At 72.8% G+C, this 12,991-nt stretch carries 14 protein-coding genes; 6 read left to right on the top strand and 8 right to left on the bottom strand.

Annotation, left to right across the window (positions count from 1 at the left end; all coding sequences use genetic code 11):
* Positions 1 to 91: 91 nt before the first annotated feature.
* From ACSLTV_RS08265 to ACSLTV_RS08250, 4 genes are all read left to right on the top strand, one after another.
* On the top strand, positions 92 to 538 hold the full coding sequence (locus tag ACSLTV_RS08265; protein WP_432138088.1) for an ATP-binding protein: 447 nt from the start codon (positions 92 to 94) through the stop codon (positions 536 to 538).
* Positions 539 to 812: 274 nt separating this feature from the next.
* Positions 813 to 1,691, top strand: coding sequence for an RNA polymerase sigma factor SigF (locus ACSLTV_RS08260; RefSeq protein ID WP_435611909.1), 879 nt, complete (start codon positions 813 to 815; stop codon positions 1,689 to 1,691).
* A 116-nt stretch (positions 1,692 to 1,807) separates the two neighbouring features.
* On the top strand, positions 1,808 to 2,059 hold the full coding sequence (locus tag ACSLTV_RS08255; protein WP_432138090.1) for a DUF5133 domain-containing protein: 252 nt from the start codon (positions 1,808 to 1,810) through the stop codon (positions 2,057 to 2,059).
* Between the two features lie 38 nt (positions 2,060 to 2,097).
* Positions 2,098 to 2,529, top strand: coding sequence for a hypothetical protein (locus ACSLTV_RS08250; protein WP_432138091.1), 432 nt, complete (start codon positions 2,098 to 2,100; stop codon positions 2,527 to 2,529).
* A 115-nt stretch (positions 2,530 to 2,644) separates the two neighbouring features.
* On the opposite strand, the gene ACSLTV_RS08245 is transcribed toward ACSLTV_RS08250, so the two are convergent.
* Positions 2,645 to 4,063 carry an NAD(P)/FAD-dependent oxidoreductase gene (locus tag ACSLTV_RS08245; RefSeq protein WP_432138092.1) on the bottom strand — a complete coding sequence of 473 codons (1,419 nt, stop codon included), beginning with the start codon at positions 4,061 to 4,063 and terminating at the stop codon, positions 2,645 to 2,647.
* Between the two features lie 104 nt (positions 4,064 to 4,167).
* Positions 4,168 to 4,572 carry an STAS domain-containing protein gene (locus tag ACSLTV_RS08240; RefSeq protein WP_432138093.1) on the bottom strand — a complete coding sequence of 135 codons (405 nt, stop codon included), beginning with the start codon at positions 4,570 to 4,572 and terminating at the stop codon, positions 4,168 to 4,170.
* Between the two features lie 172 nt (positions 4,573 to 4,744).
* On the opposite strand from ACSLTV_RS08240, the gene ACSLTV_RS08235 reads away from it, so the two are divergent.
* Positions 4,745 to 5,122: a PRC-barrel domain containing protein gene (locus ACSLTV_RS08235; protein WP_432138094.1), complete on the top strand. Its 378-nt coding sequence runs from the start codon at positions 4,745 to 4,747 to the stop codon at positions 5,120 to 5,122.
* Between the two features lie 13 nt (positions 5,123 to 5,135).
* Here the strand turns inward: ACSLTV_RS08235 and ACSLTV_RS08230 are convergent, their stop codons facing one another.
* Complete coding sequence (locus ACSLTV_RS08230) at positions 5,136 to 5,570, bottom strand: ATP-binding protein (RefSeq protein ID WP_432138095.1); 435 nt, start codon at positions 5,568 to 5,570, stop codon at positions 5,136 to 5,138.
* Between the two features lie 102 nt (positions 5,571 to 5,672).
* Entirely contained in the window at positions 5,673 to 7,574 is a 1,902-nt protein-coding gene (locus ACSLTV_RS08225) for an AMP-dependent synthetase/ligase (protein ID WP_432157399.1), read from the bottom strand.
* Positions 7,575 to 7,716: 142 nt separating this feature from the next.
* Here ACSLTV_RS08225 and ACSLTV_RS08220 point away from each other — a divergent pair, with 142 nt between their 5' ends.
* Entirely contained in the window at positions 7,717 to 7,950 is a 234-nt protein-coding gene (locus ACSLTV_RS08220) for a DUF6480 family protein (RefSeq protein ID WP_432138097.1), read from the top strand.
* A 43-nt stretch (positions 7,951 to 7,993) separates the two neighbouring features.
* On the opposite strand, the gene ACSLTV_RS08215 is transcribed toward ACSLTV_RS08220, so the two are convergent.
* The 4 genes from ACSLTV_RS08215 to ACSLTV_RS08200 form a co-directional block, all read right to left on the bottom strand.
* On the bottom strand, positions 7,994 to 9,085 hold the full coding sequence (locus ACSLTV_RS08215; RefSeq protein WP_432138098.1) for a glutamate--cysteine ligase 2: 1,092 nt from the start codon (positions 9,083 to 9,085) through the stop codon (positions 7,994 to 7,996).
* Between the two features lie 57 nt (positions 9,086 to 9,142).
* Positions 9,143 to 11,344, bottom strand: coding sequence for a 1,4-alpha-glucan branching enzyme (gene glgB / locus ACSLTV_RS08210; RefSeq protein ID WP_432157400.1), 2,202 nt, complete (start codon positions 11,342 to 11,344; stop codon positions 9,143 to 9,145).
* A gap of 3 nt (positions 11,345 to 11,347) precedes the next feature.
* The gene (locus ACSLTV_RS08205) at positions 11,348 to 12,715 is read right to left on the bottom strand and encodes a maltokinase N-terminal cap-like domain-containing protein (RefSeq protein WP_432138100.1); all 1,368 of its coding nucleotides are present in this window, start codon (positions 12,713 to 12,715) and stop codon (positions 11,348 to 11,350) included.
* A gap of 28 nt (positions 12,716 to 12,743) precedes the next feature.
* Positions 12,744 to 12,991, bottom strand: a 248-nt coding sequence (locus ACSLTV_RS08200) for an alpha-glucosidase C-terminal domain-containing protein (protein WP_435611908.1), incomplete at its 5' end; no start/stop codon positions are given.

Raw genomic sequence — 12,991 nt, 5'->3', positions numbered from 1 at the left:
TTGGCCCGGGCGCGGCTGGCCAGCCGAACAGGGAGACAGCTTGCCGCCCGGCCCGGCCGGTGCCGGCCGGGACCAGCCAAGGAGTGAAAGGATGACCACCGACCCCGCACCCAGCCCGCTCGGCACGTCCGACCGCTGCCTGCCACGCCACTGCGCCCGCGGTCCGTGCCGCCCGGCCGACGTCCGCCGCGCCGTGCGGGGCGTGGTGGCCCGGCGGTGCGGGGCGACCGGCACCCACTGCGACGAGGCCGCCCTCTCCGACGCCCTGCTCGTCGCCTCGGAGCTGACCACCAACGCCATCCTGCACGGCGGCGGCGTCACGGAGTTCGACGTCGACGTCGACGGCCCGGCCGTCCGGGTCTCCGTCAGCGACCGCAGTGACCGGCTGCCCGTCGCCGTGGACAGCCACGATCCCCGGTCCCGGCGCAGCACCGGCGGCCGCGGGTGGCCGATCGTGTGCAGGCTCTCCCGCGAGGTCAGCGTCGCCGACCTGCCCTCCGGGGGCAAGCGCATCACCGCCGTCGTCCCGGTGTTCTGACGCCCGCCACCTCGCCTGTTCCAGCAGGCCGCCCTCCCGTCCGCCCCCTTGGGGCCCTTCCATGGACACAGGCGCAAAAAGCGCCACATGCCTCTCAGACGCCTTTTGCGTTCCAGGGGGTTTGGTCCCCCGTCACAGGGGCAGACGCACACTCGTGCTTCGGACCGGAGGCGCGCCAGCGGGAGCCGTACGGCTGCCGGGGCCTCTTGGGTCCCTCAGGCGCCGTTCCTCCCGCGGTCAGTCCCTGACTCCACCGTTCAGGAGCGAAACCGCAATGGCTACGGATCTGTCGACAAGTCGACTCGCAACTTCCGCCCGCACCACCACGTCGCCGCGACGCACCCACGACGACGCACCCGACACGACAGCCCAGTTCGTCCGGCTGACCGGCCTGCCGGACGGCCCCGAACGCGACGCGCTGCGCGACGAGATCGTCACCGCGTGGCTGCCCATGGCCCACCGGATCGCCGGCCGCTTCCGCGACCGGGGGGAGGCCATCGAGGACCTGCGCCAGGTGGCCGCCCTCGGACTGGTCAAGGCCGTCGACCGCTTCGACCCGGCCCGAGGGGCCTTCGAGAGCTACGCCGTGCCCACCATCACCGGTGAGATCAAGCGGCACTTCCGCGACCGCATGTGGGCGCTGCGCGTGCCGCGCCGCGTGCAGGAGCTCCGCAACAAGGTCCGTGTCGCCCGCCGCGACCTCACCCAGAATCCCGGAGCGCCGGAACCCTCGGTCGCAGACATCGCCGCGCACACCGGCCTCACCGAGGACGAGGTCAACGCCGGCCTGGAGGCGCTGGAGAGCTTCAGCACGCTCTCACTGGACGCCGAACTCCCTTCGGGTGACGATGGGTACAGCCTGGCCGACACCCTCGGCGCCGCCGACGCCTCCTACGACGTCGTCGTCGACCGAGAGTCCGCGAAGGAGGGACTGCGCCGCCTGCCCGAGCGCGAGCGGGCCATCCTCTACATGCGTTTCTTCGAGGACATGACCCAGAGCCGGATCGCCGACCAACTGGGCATCTCCCAGATGCACGTCTCCCGGCTGATCAGCCGCAGCTGCGCCCGGGTCCGTGAGGAAGCCCTGGGGCGTGGCGGCAGCTCCGGCACCACCACCGCTGGGAAGAACGGGCCGCCCGCACCCGGCGCCTGACCACCGTCCGGCGGTACCGCCGTCCGGAACCGCGGAAGACCCGAGGAGCACGCGTCCGACACCGCGCACCCGTCACTGACCCGCCGCCCCACCGACCCGGACCGAGGAGCGAACCGATGCTGATGCCCCATCCCGCCGTGCTGCGTCGACTGGTCGACGAGTACGAGGCACTGACGGCGTCGGACGAGAAGGCCGACCGGCGCACCGAGGCCGACATCCGGGCCCAGGACCTCGCCTACACGCTGTGCGTGTCCACGGGCACCCGCGATGTGCGGCACGCCCTGCAGACCGCCCACCGGTGGCTCTCGCACCACGGTTCCGCGCCGACCGCCGGCCCGGCGGGCGCGGACCCTCGCGCCTACGCGTGAGCGTGTGTACACCCGAGCGAGGGAGGAACCCGTAACGAATGACGGAACCCGAGAACTCGCCGGACGGGCGGGCCGTGGACCTCTACCTCGACCGTCTGCGCGGACGGATGGACAACGACGACTACCGGCTCCTGCTGAGGGTCGTCGCCCCGGCGCTGCGTGCTCTGGACGAGCAGCCCCCGGAGGCCCTCGACTTCTCCCTGGACCCGGACGACACCGACACCCTGCCCCAGCAGATCCGTGACGAGGCCGCCCTGGTCATCGCCACCGCCGTCACCGGACGCCTGGACAACCAGCTCGTCGAACTGAACATCGACGAGACCGGCCCGGTGCGGGTGGTGACCGACGCGGACACCGCGGCCGACCCCGTGCGGCTGGCCGAGATCGCCGGCTACATCCGGCAGCGGCACCACGACACCGAGGAACTGCGGGGCATCGCCGAGGTCAGCGGGCTGCCCACCGACTTCTGAGCGGGCCGCCCACCACCGCGCCCCGCCGGTCCCCCTCGCCCATGGCGACGGGGACCGGCGGGGCGCGACCACGTGCGCTCCACCGGCCCCCGTCCGTCGCCGTCGGTCCACCGCCTCAGCCGCCGGTCGGCGGCTCCGTCCCCGCCACATGTGCCCGCACCTGCTCGGGTGTCATGTACGTGTCCGTGTACTCGAAGTCCTTCAGCTTGGCGGGCCGCCGCGCCTGGAAGCCGGTGCGCACGAAATCGTCGCCCGCGACGGCGTTCAGCGTCCAGTTGGTGGCCACCCGGACCTTCGCCACATTGGTGCGCAGCGCCCACCAGTGATAGCCGCGCGCCGCGAACTGGGCCGGCAGGCCGTGCAGTTCCAGGCCGAGCGGCTTGGAGACGGCGTCGCGGCCGCCGAGGTCGACGACCAGACCGAGATCCCCGTGCTCGTAGCGCTGCAGCGGCTGCCCACGCAGCGTCGCGATGACGTTGTCCGCGACCGCCTTGCCCTGCCGCATGGCGTGCTGCGCGGTAGGCGGGCAGATCGTGCCCTCCTCCCGGGTGACGTCGGGCACGGCGGCGGCGTCACCGAGCGCGAACACCCCGTCATGGCCGGGCACGGCCATCTCGTCGGACACCACGAGCCGGCCGCGCACCGTCTCGGCGCCCAGCGTGGCGATCAGCGGGCTCGCGACCACGCCCGCCGTCCAGATCAGCGTGCGGGTCGGAACCACCCGCCCGTCGGTGAAGGTGACCTCCTCCGGGCCGGCCTTGGCGATCGACACCCCCAGCGAGATGTCGATGCCGCGCCGGCTGAGGATCTCCTGGGCGCTGCGGCCCAGCTTCTCGCCCAGCTCCGGCATCAGCTTCGGGGCGATGTCGATCAGGTGCCACTTGATCAGGTGCGGGTCCAGGCGGGGGTAACGCCGCACCGCCGCGTGCGTCAGCTTCTGCAGACAGGCCGCGGTCTCGGTGCCCGCGTAACCGGCGCCCACCACCACGAACTGCAGCCGGGCCGCCCGCTCGGCCGGGTCCAGACTGGCATCGGCCAGATCGAGCTGCGAGATCACGTGATCCCGGATGTACGCCGCCTCGGCGAGCGTCTTGAGGCCGAAGGCGTTGTCCGTGAGCCCCGGGATGTCGAACGTCCGGGTCACGCTGCCGGGGGCCAGCACGATGTAGTCGTAGCGCTCGTTGACGATCCGGTCGGTGATGGTGCGGATGACGCAGACCTTCGCCGCCAGGTCCACCCCGATCGCGCCGCCCGGGATGATCCGGGTGCGGTACTTACGGCTGCGGCGCAGCGACAGGGCGATCGACTGCGGGGTCAGCACCCCCGAGGCGACCTGGGGCAGCAGCGGCAGATAGAGCTGGTAGGCCTGCGGCGTCACCAGGGTGACGTCCGCCTCGTCGGGGGACAGCTTGCGTTCCAGGCGCCGGACACACTCCACTCCCGCGAAGCCCGCGCCCACCACCAGGATCCTGGGTCGTATCACGTCGATCTCCCTCTCTGCGGCTCCGGCGGTCTGCCTCGACGGCACGCGCATGCCCGCCGCACGCCGTGTCGCACCTCACACGATCCCACCGCGCCCGGCCGGTGAGCGCCAGCCGGGTGAGGCAACCAGACGAAGACGCCCAGCCGCGGGTCCCCTCAGGCGTCCCCCGGCGTCTCGGCCGACGCCTGCCCGGCCCCCTGTCCGTCGATCAGGGCGAGTGCCTCGTCGACCGATTCCGATATGGGGACCGTGAGGCTGACGCCGGTCAGGTCCAGCACCCGGCGCACGGCGTTCACCGGACGGATCACATGCACACTGCCCGCCCGCCCGCGGGTCTCGTGGTACGTCCGCAGGATGATGTTCATCCCCGACGAGTCCATGAACGGCACCGCCGACAGGTCGAGCAGGAAGTGCCGGCGGCCCTGGCGCAGCTGCTCGGCCAGCCCGGCCTGGAACGCGGCCGCGGTGTCGAGATCCAGATGGCCGGCGACGCTCACCAGGACGACGTCCTCGCGCGCCAGCTCGACCTCGATCGACAGGGGACTCTGAGCGGTGGACACGGGGGCCTCCGAACTGTGGGGATGTCAGGCAGCTACCCCGGCGCGCCGCTTGGATGCGACATGGGGCACAGTCGCGCTCCGCATCGGAGCGGCGCCGGACGGGTACAGGGTGCAATGAAGCGAGCGCGGTGGCATCCCGTGCCCCCGCGCACCGGCGAAGGGGTGGGGCGGCGTGAGAACCGACGACGGGATCTGGTCCTACGCGGCCGGCAGCGGGTACCACCACGGGCAGGACCTGACCGGGTGGACCGTGGTCGCGGCCGACGGCGGCACGGTCGGCCACGTGGAGCGCGCCGCCGGCCCCCACGGCATGGCGCACCTGGTGGTGGACAGCGGCAGATGGATCTTCGGTCGCAGCGCCGTGGTGCCCGCGGGCGTGGTCACCTCCGTCGACGCGACCGCCCGCCGGATATCGCTGTCCTGCACCCGCGACCAGGTGAGGTCGGCGCCCGGGTTCCGCACCGACAGCGAGACGTCCGACCCCGCCTATCTGGCGACGGTCGGGACCCACTATCTGCGCCGCACCGCGCGCGGCACGGCCGCCGGCTGAGCCGGCGGCCCGCTCACCAGGGCAGGAACACATGGACGTCCTTGCCCTGCTCGGTCGTCACCACGCTGACCTGACTGCACAGCGTGTGCACCAGGTGCCAGCCGATGCCGCCGCCGCTGCTGTCGGGGCGGAACGGCCGTGGTTCGGGGCGTGTGGGGCTGGTGTCGTGGACGGTGACGTGCACCCCGTCGAACGTGCGCCGCATGCGCAGTTCGAAGGGGCCCGGCGCGTACTGGACGGCGTTGGAGGTCAGCTCGCCGACGATCAGGAGTATGTCGTGCCAGTACTCCTCACTCGTCGGCGGTGCCACCCGTGCCAGGTCGCGCAGATACTCCTCCGCGGCCAGCCGCGCCCCCGTCACGTCGTGCGGCTCGCCCGCGAAACGGACGCTACGGGTCGGTGGTCCCCAGGAGGCCAGTGAGTCACTCCCGCTCGGCTCGGTTGCCATGACGTCGTGCGGCCCGTCGGTCCCGGGCCGTCGTCCCTTCTCGTACGGCTGTCTCAGTCGCCACAGGGAGGGTTCCCGGACTGGCGCGTCCTACGCGTGAGTTCAGCGGAACACATCGTCGGCGTCCTCCCAGGCCGGCGCCTCATGCTGCCCGCCCTGCCGGGACACCGGTCTGCGGGCCGCGTACATGGCGTCGATCTCGGCCGCGTAGTGTCCGACGACCAGATCGCGGCGCAACTTCATCGACGGAGTCAGCAGCTCCCCGGTCCGGTCGAAGGGCTGCGGCACGATCCGGAAGACCCGGATCGACTCCGAGCGCGACACCGCGCTGTTGGCCGCGGCCACCGCCCGGCCCACCTCCTCCCGCAGCGCGTTCTCCTCCCGGGCCTCCCGGCTCGGGATGTCCCCGTACAGCGCGAGCCCGCCCCGCCAGTGCGTCAGGAACTCGGGGTCCAGCGTGATCAGCGCCCCCACGCAGGGCCGGTTGTCGCCCACCACCACCGCCTCGTGGACCAGCGGGTGCATCCGCAGCCGCTGCTCCAGCAGGGCCGGCGAGACGCTCTTGCCGCCGCTGGTGATGATGACGTCCTTCTTGCGGCCGGTGATGGTCAGGTACCCGTCCTCGTCCAGGTGCCCGAGATCACCGGTGGCCAGCCAGCCGCCGGACAGCGCGGCCCGGGTGGCGGCCTCGGCATTGACATAGCCCTGGAACACCGACGGGCCGCGCACCAGGATCTCCCCGTCGGCGGCCACCCGGATCTCCGTGCCCGGCAGGGCCTGCCCGACGGTCCCCGACTTCTCACGGCCGAGCGGCTGCACGGTGATCCCGCCGGCGGTCTCCGTCAGGCCGTAGCCGTCGTGCACGTAGATGCCGATGCCCTCGTAGAACAGGGAGAGGTCACGGCCCAGCGGCGAACCTCCCGAGGTGGCGCGGTGCACCCGGCCGCCCAGCGCCGCACGCAGCTTGCGGTACACCGTCCGCTCGAACACCGCGTGCTGCAGGCGCAGTTCCAGACCGGGGCCGCTGCCGCGCCCCATCCGCCGGCGCTCCACGGCCGCCGCGAACTCCCGCGCGGTCGCGGCGGCCCGCTCGAACAGGACACCGCGCCCCGCCTGCTGGGCCGCCCGCAGGAACCCCTTGTACAGCTTCTCGAACACCGACGGCACCGCGTACAGGTACGTGGGCCGGAACGTCAGCAGCGCCGAGGACAGCGCCTCCTGGCTGAGGTCCGGCTCATGGCCCATGAGGATGCCGCCGCGCACGCACAGCCCCTGGATCATCAGACCGTACACGTGGGAGAAGGGCAGGAAGGCCAGGACCGAGGGGCGCTCGCCGGGCGCAGCCGCGGTGTGTCCCCAGCCGGCCAGCAGGGTGTCGCAGGGGGCGGCCAGACTGCGGTGGCTGAGGGCGCAGCCCAGCGGGCGGCCCGTGGTGCCGGAGGTATACGCGATCACAGCGGTGGCGTCCGGCAGGACGATCCGGCGCAGCGAGTCGACGGTGGTGGCGGGGATCTCCGCACCGTGCCGGGCGAGTTCCGCGAGGGCCCCCGAGTCCAGCTGCCAGACGTGCCGCAGGGCGGGCAGCGTCGCGCACACCGAGCCGACCGTCATCACGCTCTGCTCGTCCTCCACCACCACCCCGACACACCCCGCGTCCCGGAGGATCCACGCCACCTGGTCGCGCGACGACGTCGGGTAGACCGGGACCACCTCGGCGCCCACCGCCCACAGGGCGTAGCACAGCACCGTCCACTCGTAGCGGGTGCGCGCCATGATCGCCACGCGGTGCCCTGGCGATATCCCGCAGGCGACGAAACCCTTGGCCAGCTCGACCACCTGGTCCCGCAGTTCCACCGCCGTCACCTCCTCCCACGCCGCGCCGTCCGCCCGGCGGCGGGCCAGGACGGGCAGCGTGGGAGAGCGGTCGGCGGTGTCGAAGACGCTGTCGGCGAGCCCCGCGGTGAGCGGGGCGGTGGCCGGGGGAGCGATCGCGAGGTCGCGCATGCGCTGCTCCTGAGGTGTACGGACTGTGACGCCGCCGACGTGAACCGTCATCGGCGGTGGTCGAATGTAGCCCAGGCGGGACCACTTGTGGCCGGGAACCGACAAGTTGGTGATGCTGACCGGTTCGGGGGACTCGGACGGCATGACGCACATCAATCCCGACCCCGAACCCGAGCGCTCCACCGGACTGGAACCGGGCGGTGGCGTCCCCCCGGGCGAGACCCCGCCCGCGGAGAGCAGCATGCCCGAGGCCGGACCGCGCGAGACGCACAATCCCACCAAGGGCTGGGCCAAGGGCCCGCTGGTGCTGATCCTCGGCCTGGTCGTCCTGGTCGCCGCTTTCTTCCTGGCGTACGCCATCGTGCTGATGCTGTGAGCCACCCCCGGCGGACCGGACGGACCGCGACCGACCGGCGGTCTCAGCCCTGGGTGTGCCGGACGCAGGCGGTGACGACGTCCCGCAGGCTGCCCGTGCGCGCCCACACCTCGCGCTGCACCTGGGCCCCGCCGCCCCGGGCGAGCAGCTCGGCGCAGGACGATCGCACGCGTTCCAGGTCACCGAATTCCGCGAGCGCCTCCCCGACACGGTCCAGCAGGGCCTCGACCACCGTCTTCGCCGGCGCCCGCCGCATCGTCTCGGGGTGCAGCAGCTCCCCGGTCAGCCCGGAGCGGGCGGCCCGCCAGTCGGCCAGCCGCAGCAGGCTCACGCTGTGGTCCGCCGGGGCCCGGCCGGCCCGCCAGTCGCGCGCGCCGGTCTCCACCAGCCCCCGCACCAGCGCGGCGATCAGCACCGCGGTGTCGGCGTGCAGACAGACGTCCGCCACCCGGATCTCCACGGTGGGGTAGCGCTCGGACAGCCGCGCGTCGAAGTAGGCCATCGCCCCGTCGAGAATCGTCCCCGTGGCCACCATGTCCGCCACCCGCCGGTGGTAGCCCTCCGCCGACCCGAACAGCTCCGTCGGCCCGGCCGACGGCCAGCGCTGCCAGACCCGGCTGCGATAGCTGCTGTACCCGGTGTCGCGGCCCTGCCAGAACGGTGAGTTGCCGCTGAGCGCCGCCAGCACCGACAGCCACGGGCGCACCCGGTCGATGACCGCCACGCCCTCCTCGTCGGAGTCGACCTGCACATGGACGTGGCAGCCGCACACCAGCTGCTCGCGGGTGGCGATGCCGTACTGGTCGGCGAGCCACTGGTAGCGCCGGTGCATGCCGACGGACGGGCGCACCGGAAGCGGCGACGTGGCCAGCGCCGCGACCGCGCAGCCCGCCTCCCCGGCGTGCCGGGCCGCCTCCGCGCGGCACCGGACGATCTCCGCCGCCAGCTCGTCCATCCTGGACTGCGGATGGGTGGCGAACTCCAGCATCTGGTTGTGGAGTTCCTTCTCGAAGACGTCCCGCCCGCCGTTCTCCTCCCGCGCGGCACGGGCGAGCACCGCGGCGGACAGCGCGCGGGGCTCACCCGTCCCGGGGTCCACCAGGAGGAGTTCCTCCTCCACTCCGACAGTGCGCACGGCATGCGGCCTCTCTGCTACGGCTCGTACGCACCCGACTGCCCCCGCGACACCGGTTCACACAGCCGGTGCCAGCCAGACCGTGGCCAGGGGCGGCAGAGTGAGGCGGATCCGCCCGTCCTCCGGCTTCACCGGGTCCGGATTGCGGACGTCGCCGCCGCCGTAGCGGGCAGCGTCGGTGTTGAGGACTTCCTCCCAGGCCGCCACGTCGTCACCGACGCCGAGGGGGTAGCCGTGGCGGACCACCGGGGAGAGGTTGCTGACCGACAGCAGCGGGGTGCCGTCGGCGGCGTGGCGCACATAGGCGTACACGTTGTCGTCGGCGGCGTCGCACAGGACCCACCGGAAGCCGGCCGGGTCCGTGTCGCGCTCCCACAGGGCCGGCGTGGCACGGTACAGCCGGTTGAGGTCGCGGACCAGGTCGCGCACCCCGCGGTGGTCGTCCGCCGCGCCGTACGCCGGGTCCAGCAGCCACCAGTGCGGCCCTTCGGGCTCGGACCACTCGGCGCCCTGCGCGAACTCCTGCCCCATGAACAGCAGTTGCTTGCCCGGGTGGGACCACATGAAGCCGAGGTAGGCGCGGTGGTTGGCGCGCTGCTGCCACCAGTCCCCGGGCATCTTCGACACCAGCGCCTGCTTGCCGTGCACCACCTCGTCGTGGGAGATCGGCAGCACGTAGTTCTCGCTGTAGGCGTACACCATCGAGAAGGTCATCTCGTGGTGGTGGTACTTGCGGTGGACCGGCTCGTGGCTCATGTACTGCAGCGAGTCGTGCATCCAGCCCATGTTCCACTTCAGGCCGAACCCGAGCCCGCCGCTGTCGGTGGGCCGGGTCACCCCGCCCCAGGCGGTGGACTCCTCGGCGATGGTCACCACGCCCGGGTTGCGGCGGTACACCGTCGCGTTCATCTCCTGCAGGAAGGCCATCGCGTCCAGGTCCTCCCGGCCGCCGTACACGTTCGGCGCCCATTGCCCGGAGTCGCGCGAGTAGTCGAGGTACAGCATGGAGGCGACCGCGTCGACCCGCAGCCCGTCGATGTGGAACTCCTCGCACCAGTACACCGCGTTGGCGACCAGGAAGTTGCGCACCTCCACGCGCCCGAAGTCGAACTCGTACGTTCCCCAGTCCGGGTGTTCCGCGCGGCGCGCGTCCCCGGGCTCGTACAGCGGGTCCCCGTCGAACCGGGCCAGCGCCCAGTCGTCCTTCGGGAAGTGCGCCGGCACCCAGTCCATGATCACGCCGATGCCGGCTCGGTGCAGGGCGTCGACCAGGAACTTGAAGTCGTCCGGGCCGCCCAGCCGGGGCGTCGGTGCGTAGAAGCCGGTGACCTGGTAGCCCCACGATCCGCTGAACGGGTGGTGCGCCACCGGCATCAGCTCCACGTGCGTGAAGCCCATGTCCTTCACGTACGCGGGCAGCTCCTCGGCGAGCTCCCGGTAGGTCAGCCCCGGCCGCCACGACGGCAGGTGCACCTCGTACACCGAGAACGGCGCCCGGTGCACCGGCACGTCCCCCCGGTGGGCCAGCCAGTCGGCGTCCCCCCACTCGTAGTGCGAGGCGTGCACGATCGAGGCCGTGTCCGGGGCCACCTCCGCGCGGCGGGCCAACGGGTCGGCCTTGAGGAAGCGTTGACCGTACTGCGAGGTGATCTCGAACTTGTACCGCGTGCCCTCGCCGATGCCGGGCAGGAACAGCTCCCACACACCGGCCGCGCCGAGCGAGCGCATCGGGTAGGCGGTGCCGTCCCAGCAGCAGAAGTCGCCGGTGACCCGCACACCGCGGGCGTTCGGCGCCCACACGGTGAACCGGGTGCCGGCCACGCCCTGGTGCGTCATCGGCTCCGCGCCGAGCGCCTTCCACAGCTGCTCGTGCCGCCCTTCCCGGATCAGATGCAGATCCAGCTCACCGAGGGCCGGCACGAAGCGGTACGGGTCGTGCGTCTCGCTCTCGTCGCCGTCGTACGCCACCAGCAGGGTGTACTCGGGGATCTCCGCCACCGGCAGGACGGCGGAGAACAGGCCGTCGCCGTCCGAGGCGAGCGGGACGCGCTCGCCGTCGACCAGGGCGGTCACCGAGCGCGCGAAGGGCCGCAGAGCACGGATCACCACCCCGTCCGGCACCGGGTGGGCGCCCAGCAGGGCGTGCGGGTCGTGGTGCGCGCCCGCCAGCAGCCGGGCACGGTCGTCGGGGTCAAGGGGCACGGTCCGGGACGGGCCCGGGCCGGCCCCCTCGGGCAGTGACGTGTCACGCAGGGCCACGGGTCAGCCTCCTCGGACTGCTAGTCGTTCGATCGCGGCCATCGGCACCGCCAGCCAGTCGGGCCGGTGCCGGGCCTCGTACAGCACTTCGTACACCGCGCGGTCGGTCTCGTGAGCACGCAGCAGGGCGTGTTTCTTGCGGGGGTCCCAGCCCGCCCGGGCCGCGTACCCGGCGCAGTACGCCTCCCGGCAGCGGCGCGCCCACTCGGGGCGCCACGGCCGCCGCTGCCGGGCCGCGTAGTCGAAGGAGCGCAGCATCCCGGCGATGTCCCGCACGGGGGAGTGGGCGCTGCACCGCTCGGCCAGCGGACGCGACGGTTCGCCCTCGAAGTCGATGACGAACCACTCGCGCCCCGCGCGCAGCACCTGGCCGAGATGGAGATCGCCGTGGATGCGCTGGGCGGGCGGCCCCGGATCGCAGGCGCACAGGGCGCCGAAGGCCCGGCGCAGCCCCGGGACGTGCGGGCGCAGCCCGGGCACATGGCGTGCGGCCGCCTCCAGCCGGTCCGCCATCGCGATGGCCAGCGGACCGTTGCCGCCGTGTTCGCCGAGCGGGAAGGCCGCCGCCAGTGCCAGGTGCACCTCGGCCGTCGCCCGGCCCAGCGCGTGGGCCTCGGCCGTGAAGTCCTCGCCGCGGGCCAGGGCGTCCAGCGCCAGCGTCCAGCCGTCGGAGGCGTTCGGCAGGAACGGCTGCAGCACGCCCAGCGTCGCCTCCTGCGGCTGGGTGGTGCGGATCCACGCCACCGGTGCGGGCACCCGCTCGCAGCCCTGGCCGGCCAGCGCGACCGGCACCTCCAGATCGGGGTTGACCCCGGGCTGGATGCGGCGGAACACCTTCAGGATGAAGGCGTCCCCGTACACCAGCGAGGTGTTCGACTGCTCGGCCTCCATCAGCCGGGGTGCCAGCCCGGCGGGCACCGGCGGGGCGTCCGGGTCGGACTCGAAGACCAGCGGCCCGAGCGTGCCCGGATGGCGCATGCGCTCCAGCAGCAGCTGCGCCGAACGGGGGTCCTGCAGGGCGTCGTACACCGTACGTCCGGCCAGCGGACCCTCCGCGACCCTGCCGATCAGCGCCCGGCCCAGACGGGGCGTGTGATGCTCCTGCACGCCGAGCAGCAGCTGGTAGCAGTCGCCGGTGGGCGCCGCGCCGACCGGCGCCGGCACCCCCGCGTGGCCCGCCTGCAGCAGCACGTGCAGACAGCCCGGGTAGAGCTCCGTCATGGACAGCAGACGCAGCTCCTCGACGGGCCGGTCCTTCCCCGCGAACCAGCGCTGGCGCGGCAGCCACTCGCTCAGCAGGGCGCCGAGCGCCCCGACGGCACGGGTGTCGGTACCGGCCGACCCTCGTGTGATCACAGCGGTCTTCGGCATGGTGACGCGTCCTTTCCCCGGCGCACGCTCATCCGCGCCGGCCGGTGCGGGATGCGACTCGGGCGAGCCGGAACCAGTAGAAGCCGTGACCCGCGAGGGTGAGCAGATACGGCAGTTCACCGATGGCGGGGAAGCGGACGCCGCCGAACAGCTCCACCGGGTGGCGGCCGGCGAAGCGGCGCAGGTCCAGCTCGGTGGGCTGTGAGAAGCGGGAGAAGTTGTGCACGCAGAGCACCAGGTCGTCCTCGTACTCGCGCAGGAAGGCGAGGACGGCCT

This window comes from Streptomyces sp. bgisy159 (assembly GCF_965341775.1).
Lineage (GTDB): Bacteria > Actinomycetota > Actinomycetes > Streptomycetales > Streptomycetaceae > Streptomyces.
The sequence above is the reverse complement of the archived record's forward strand: the minus strand, read 5'-3'. Positions and strand labels throughout refer to the sequence as shown.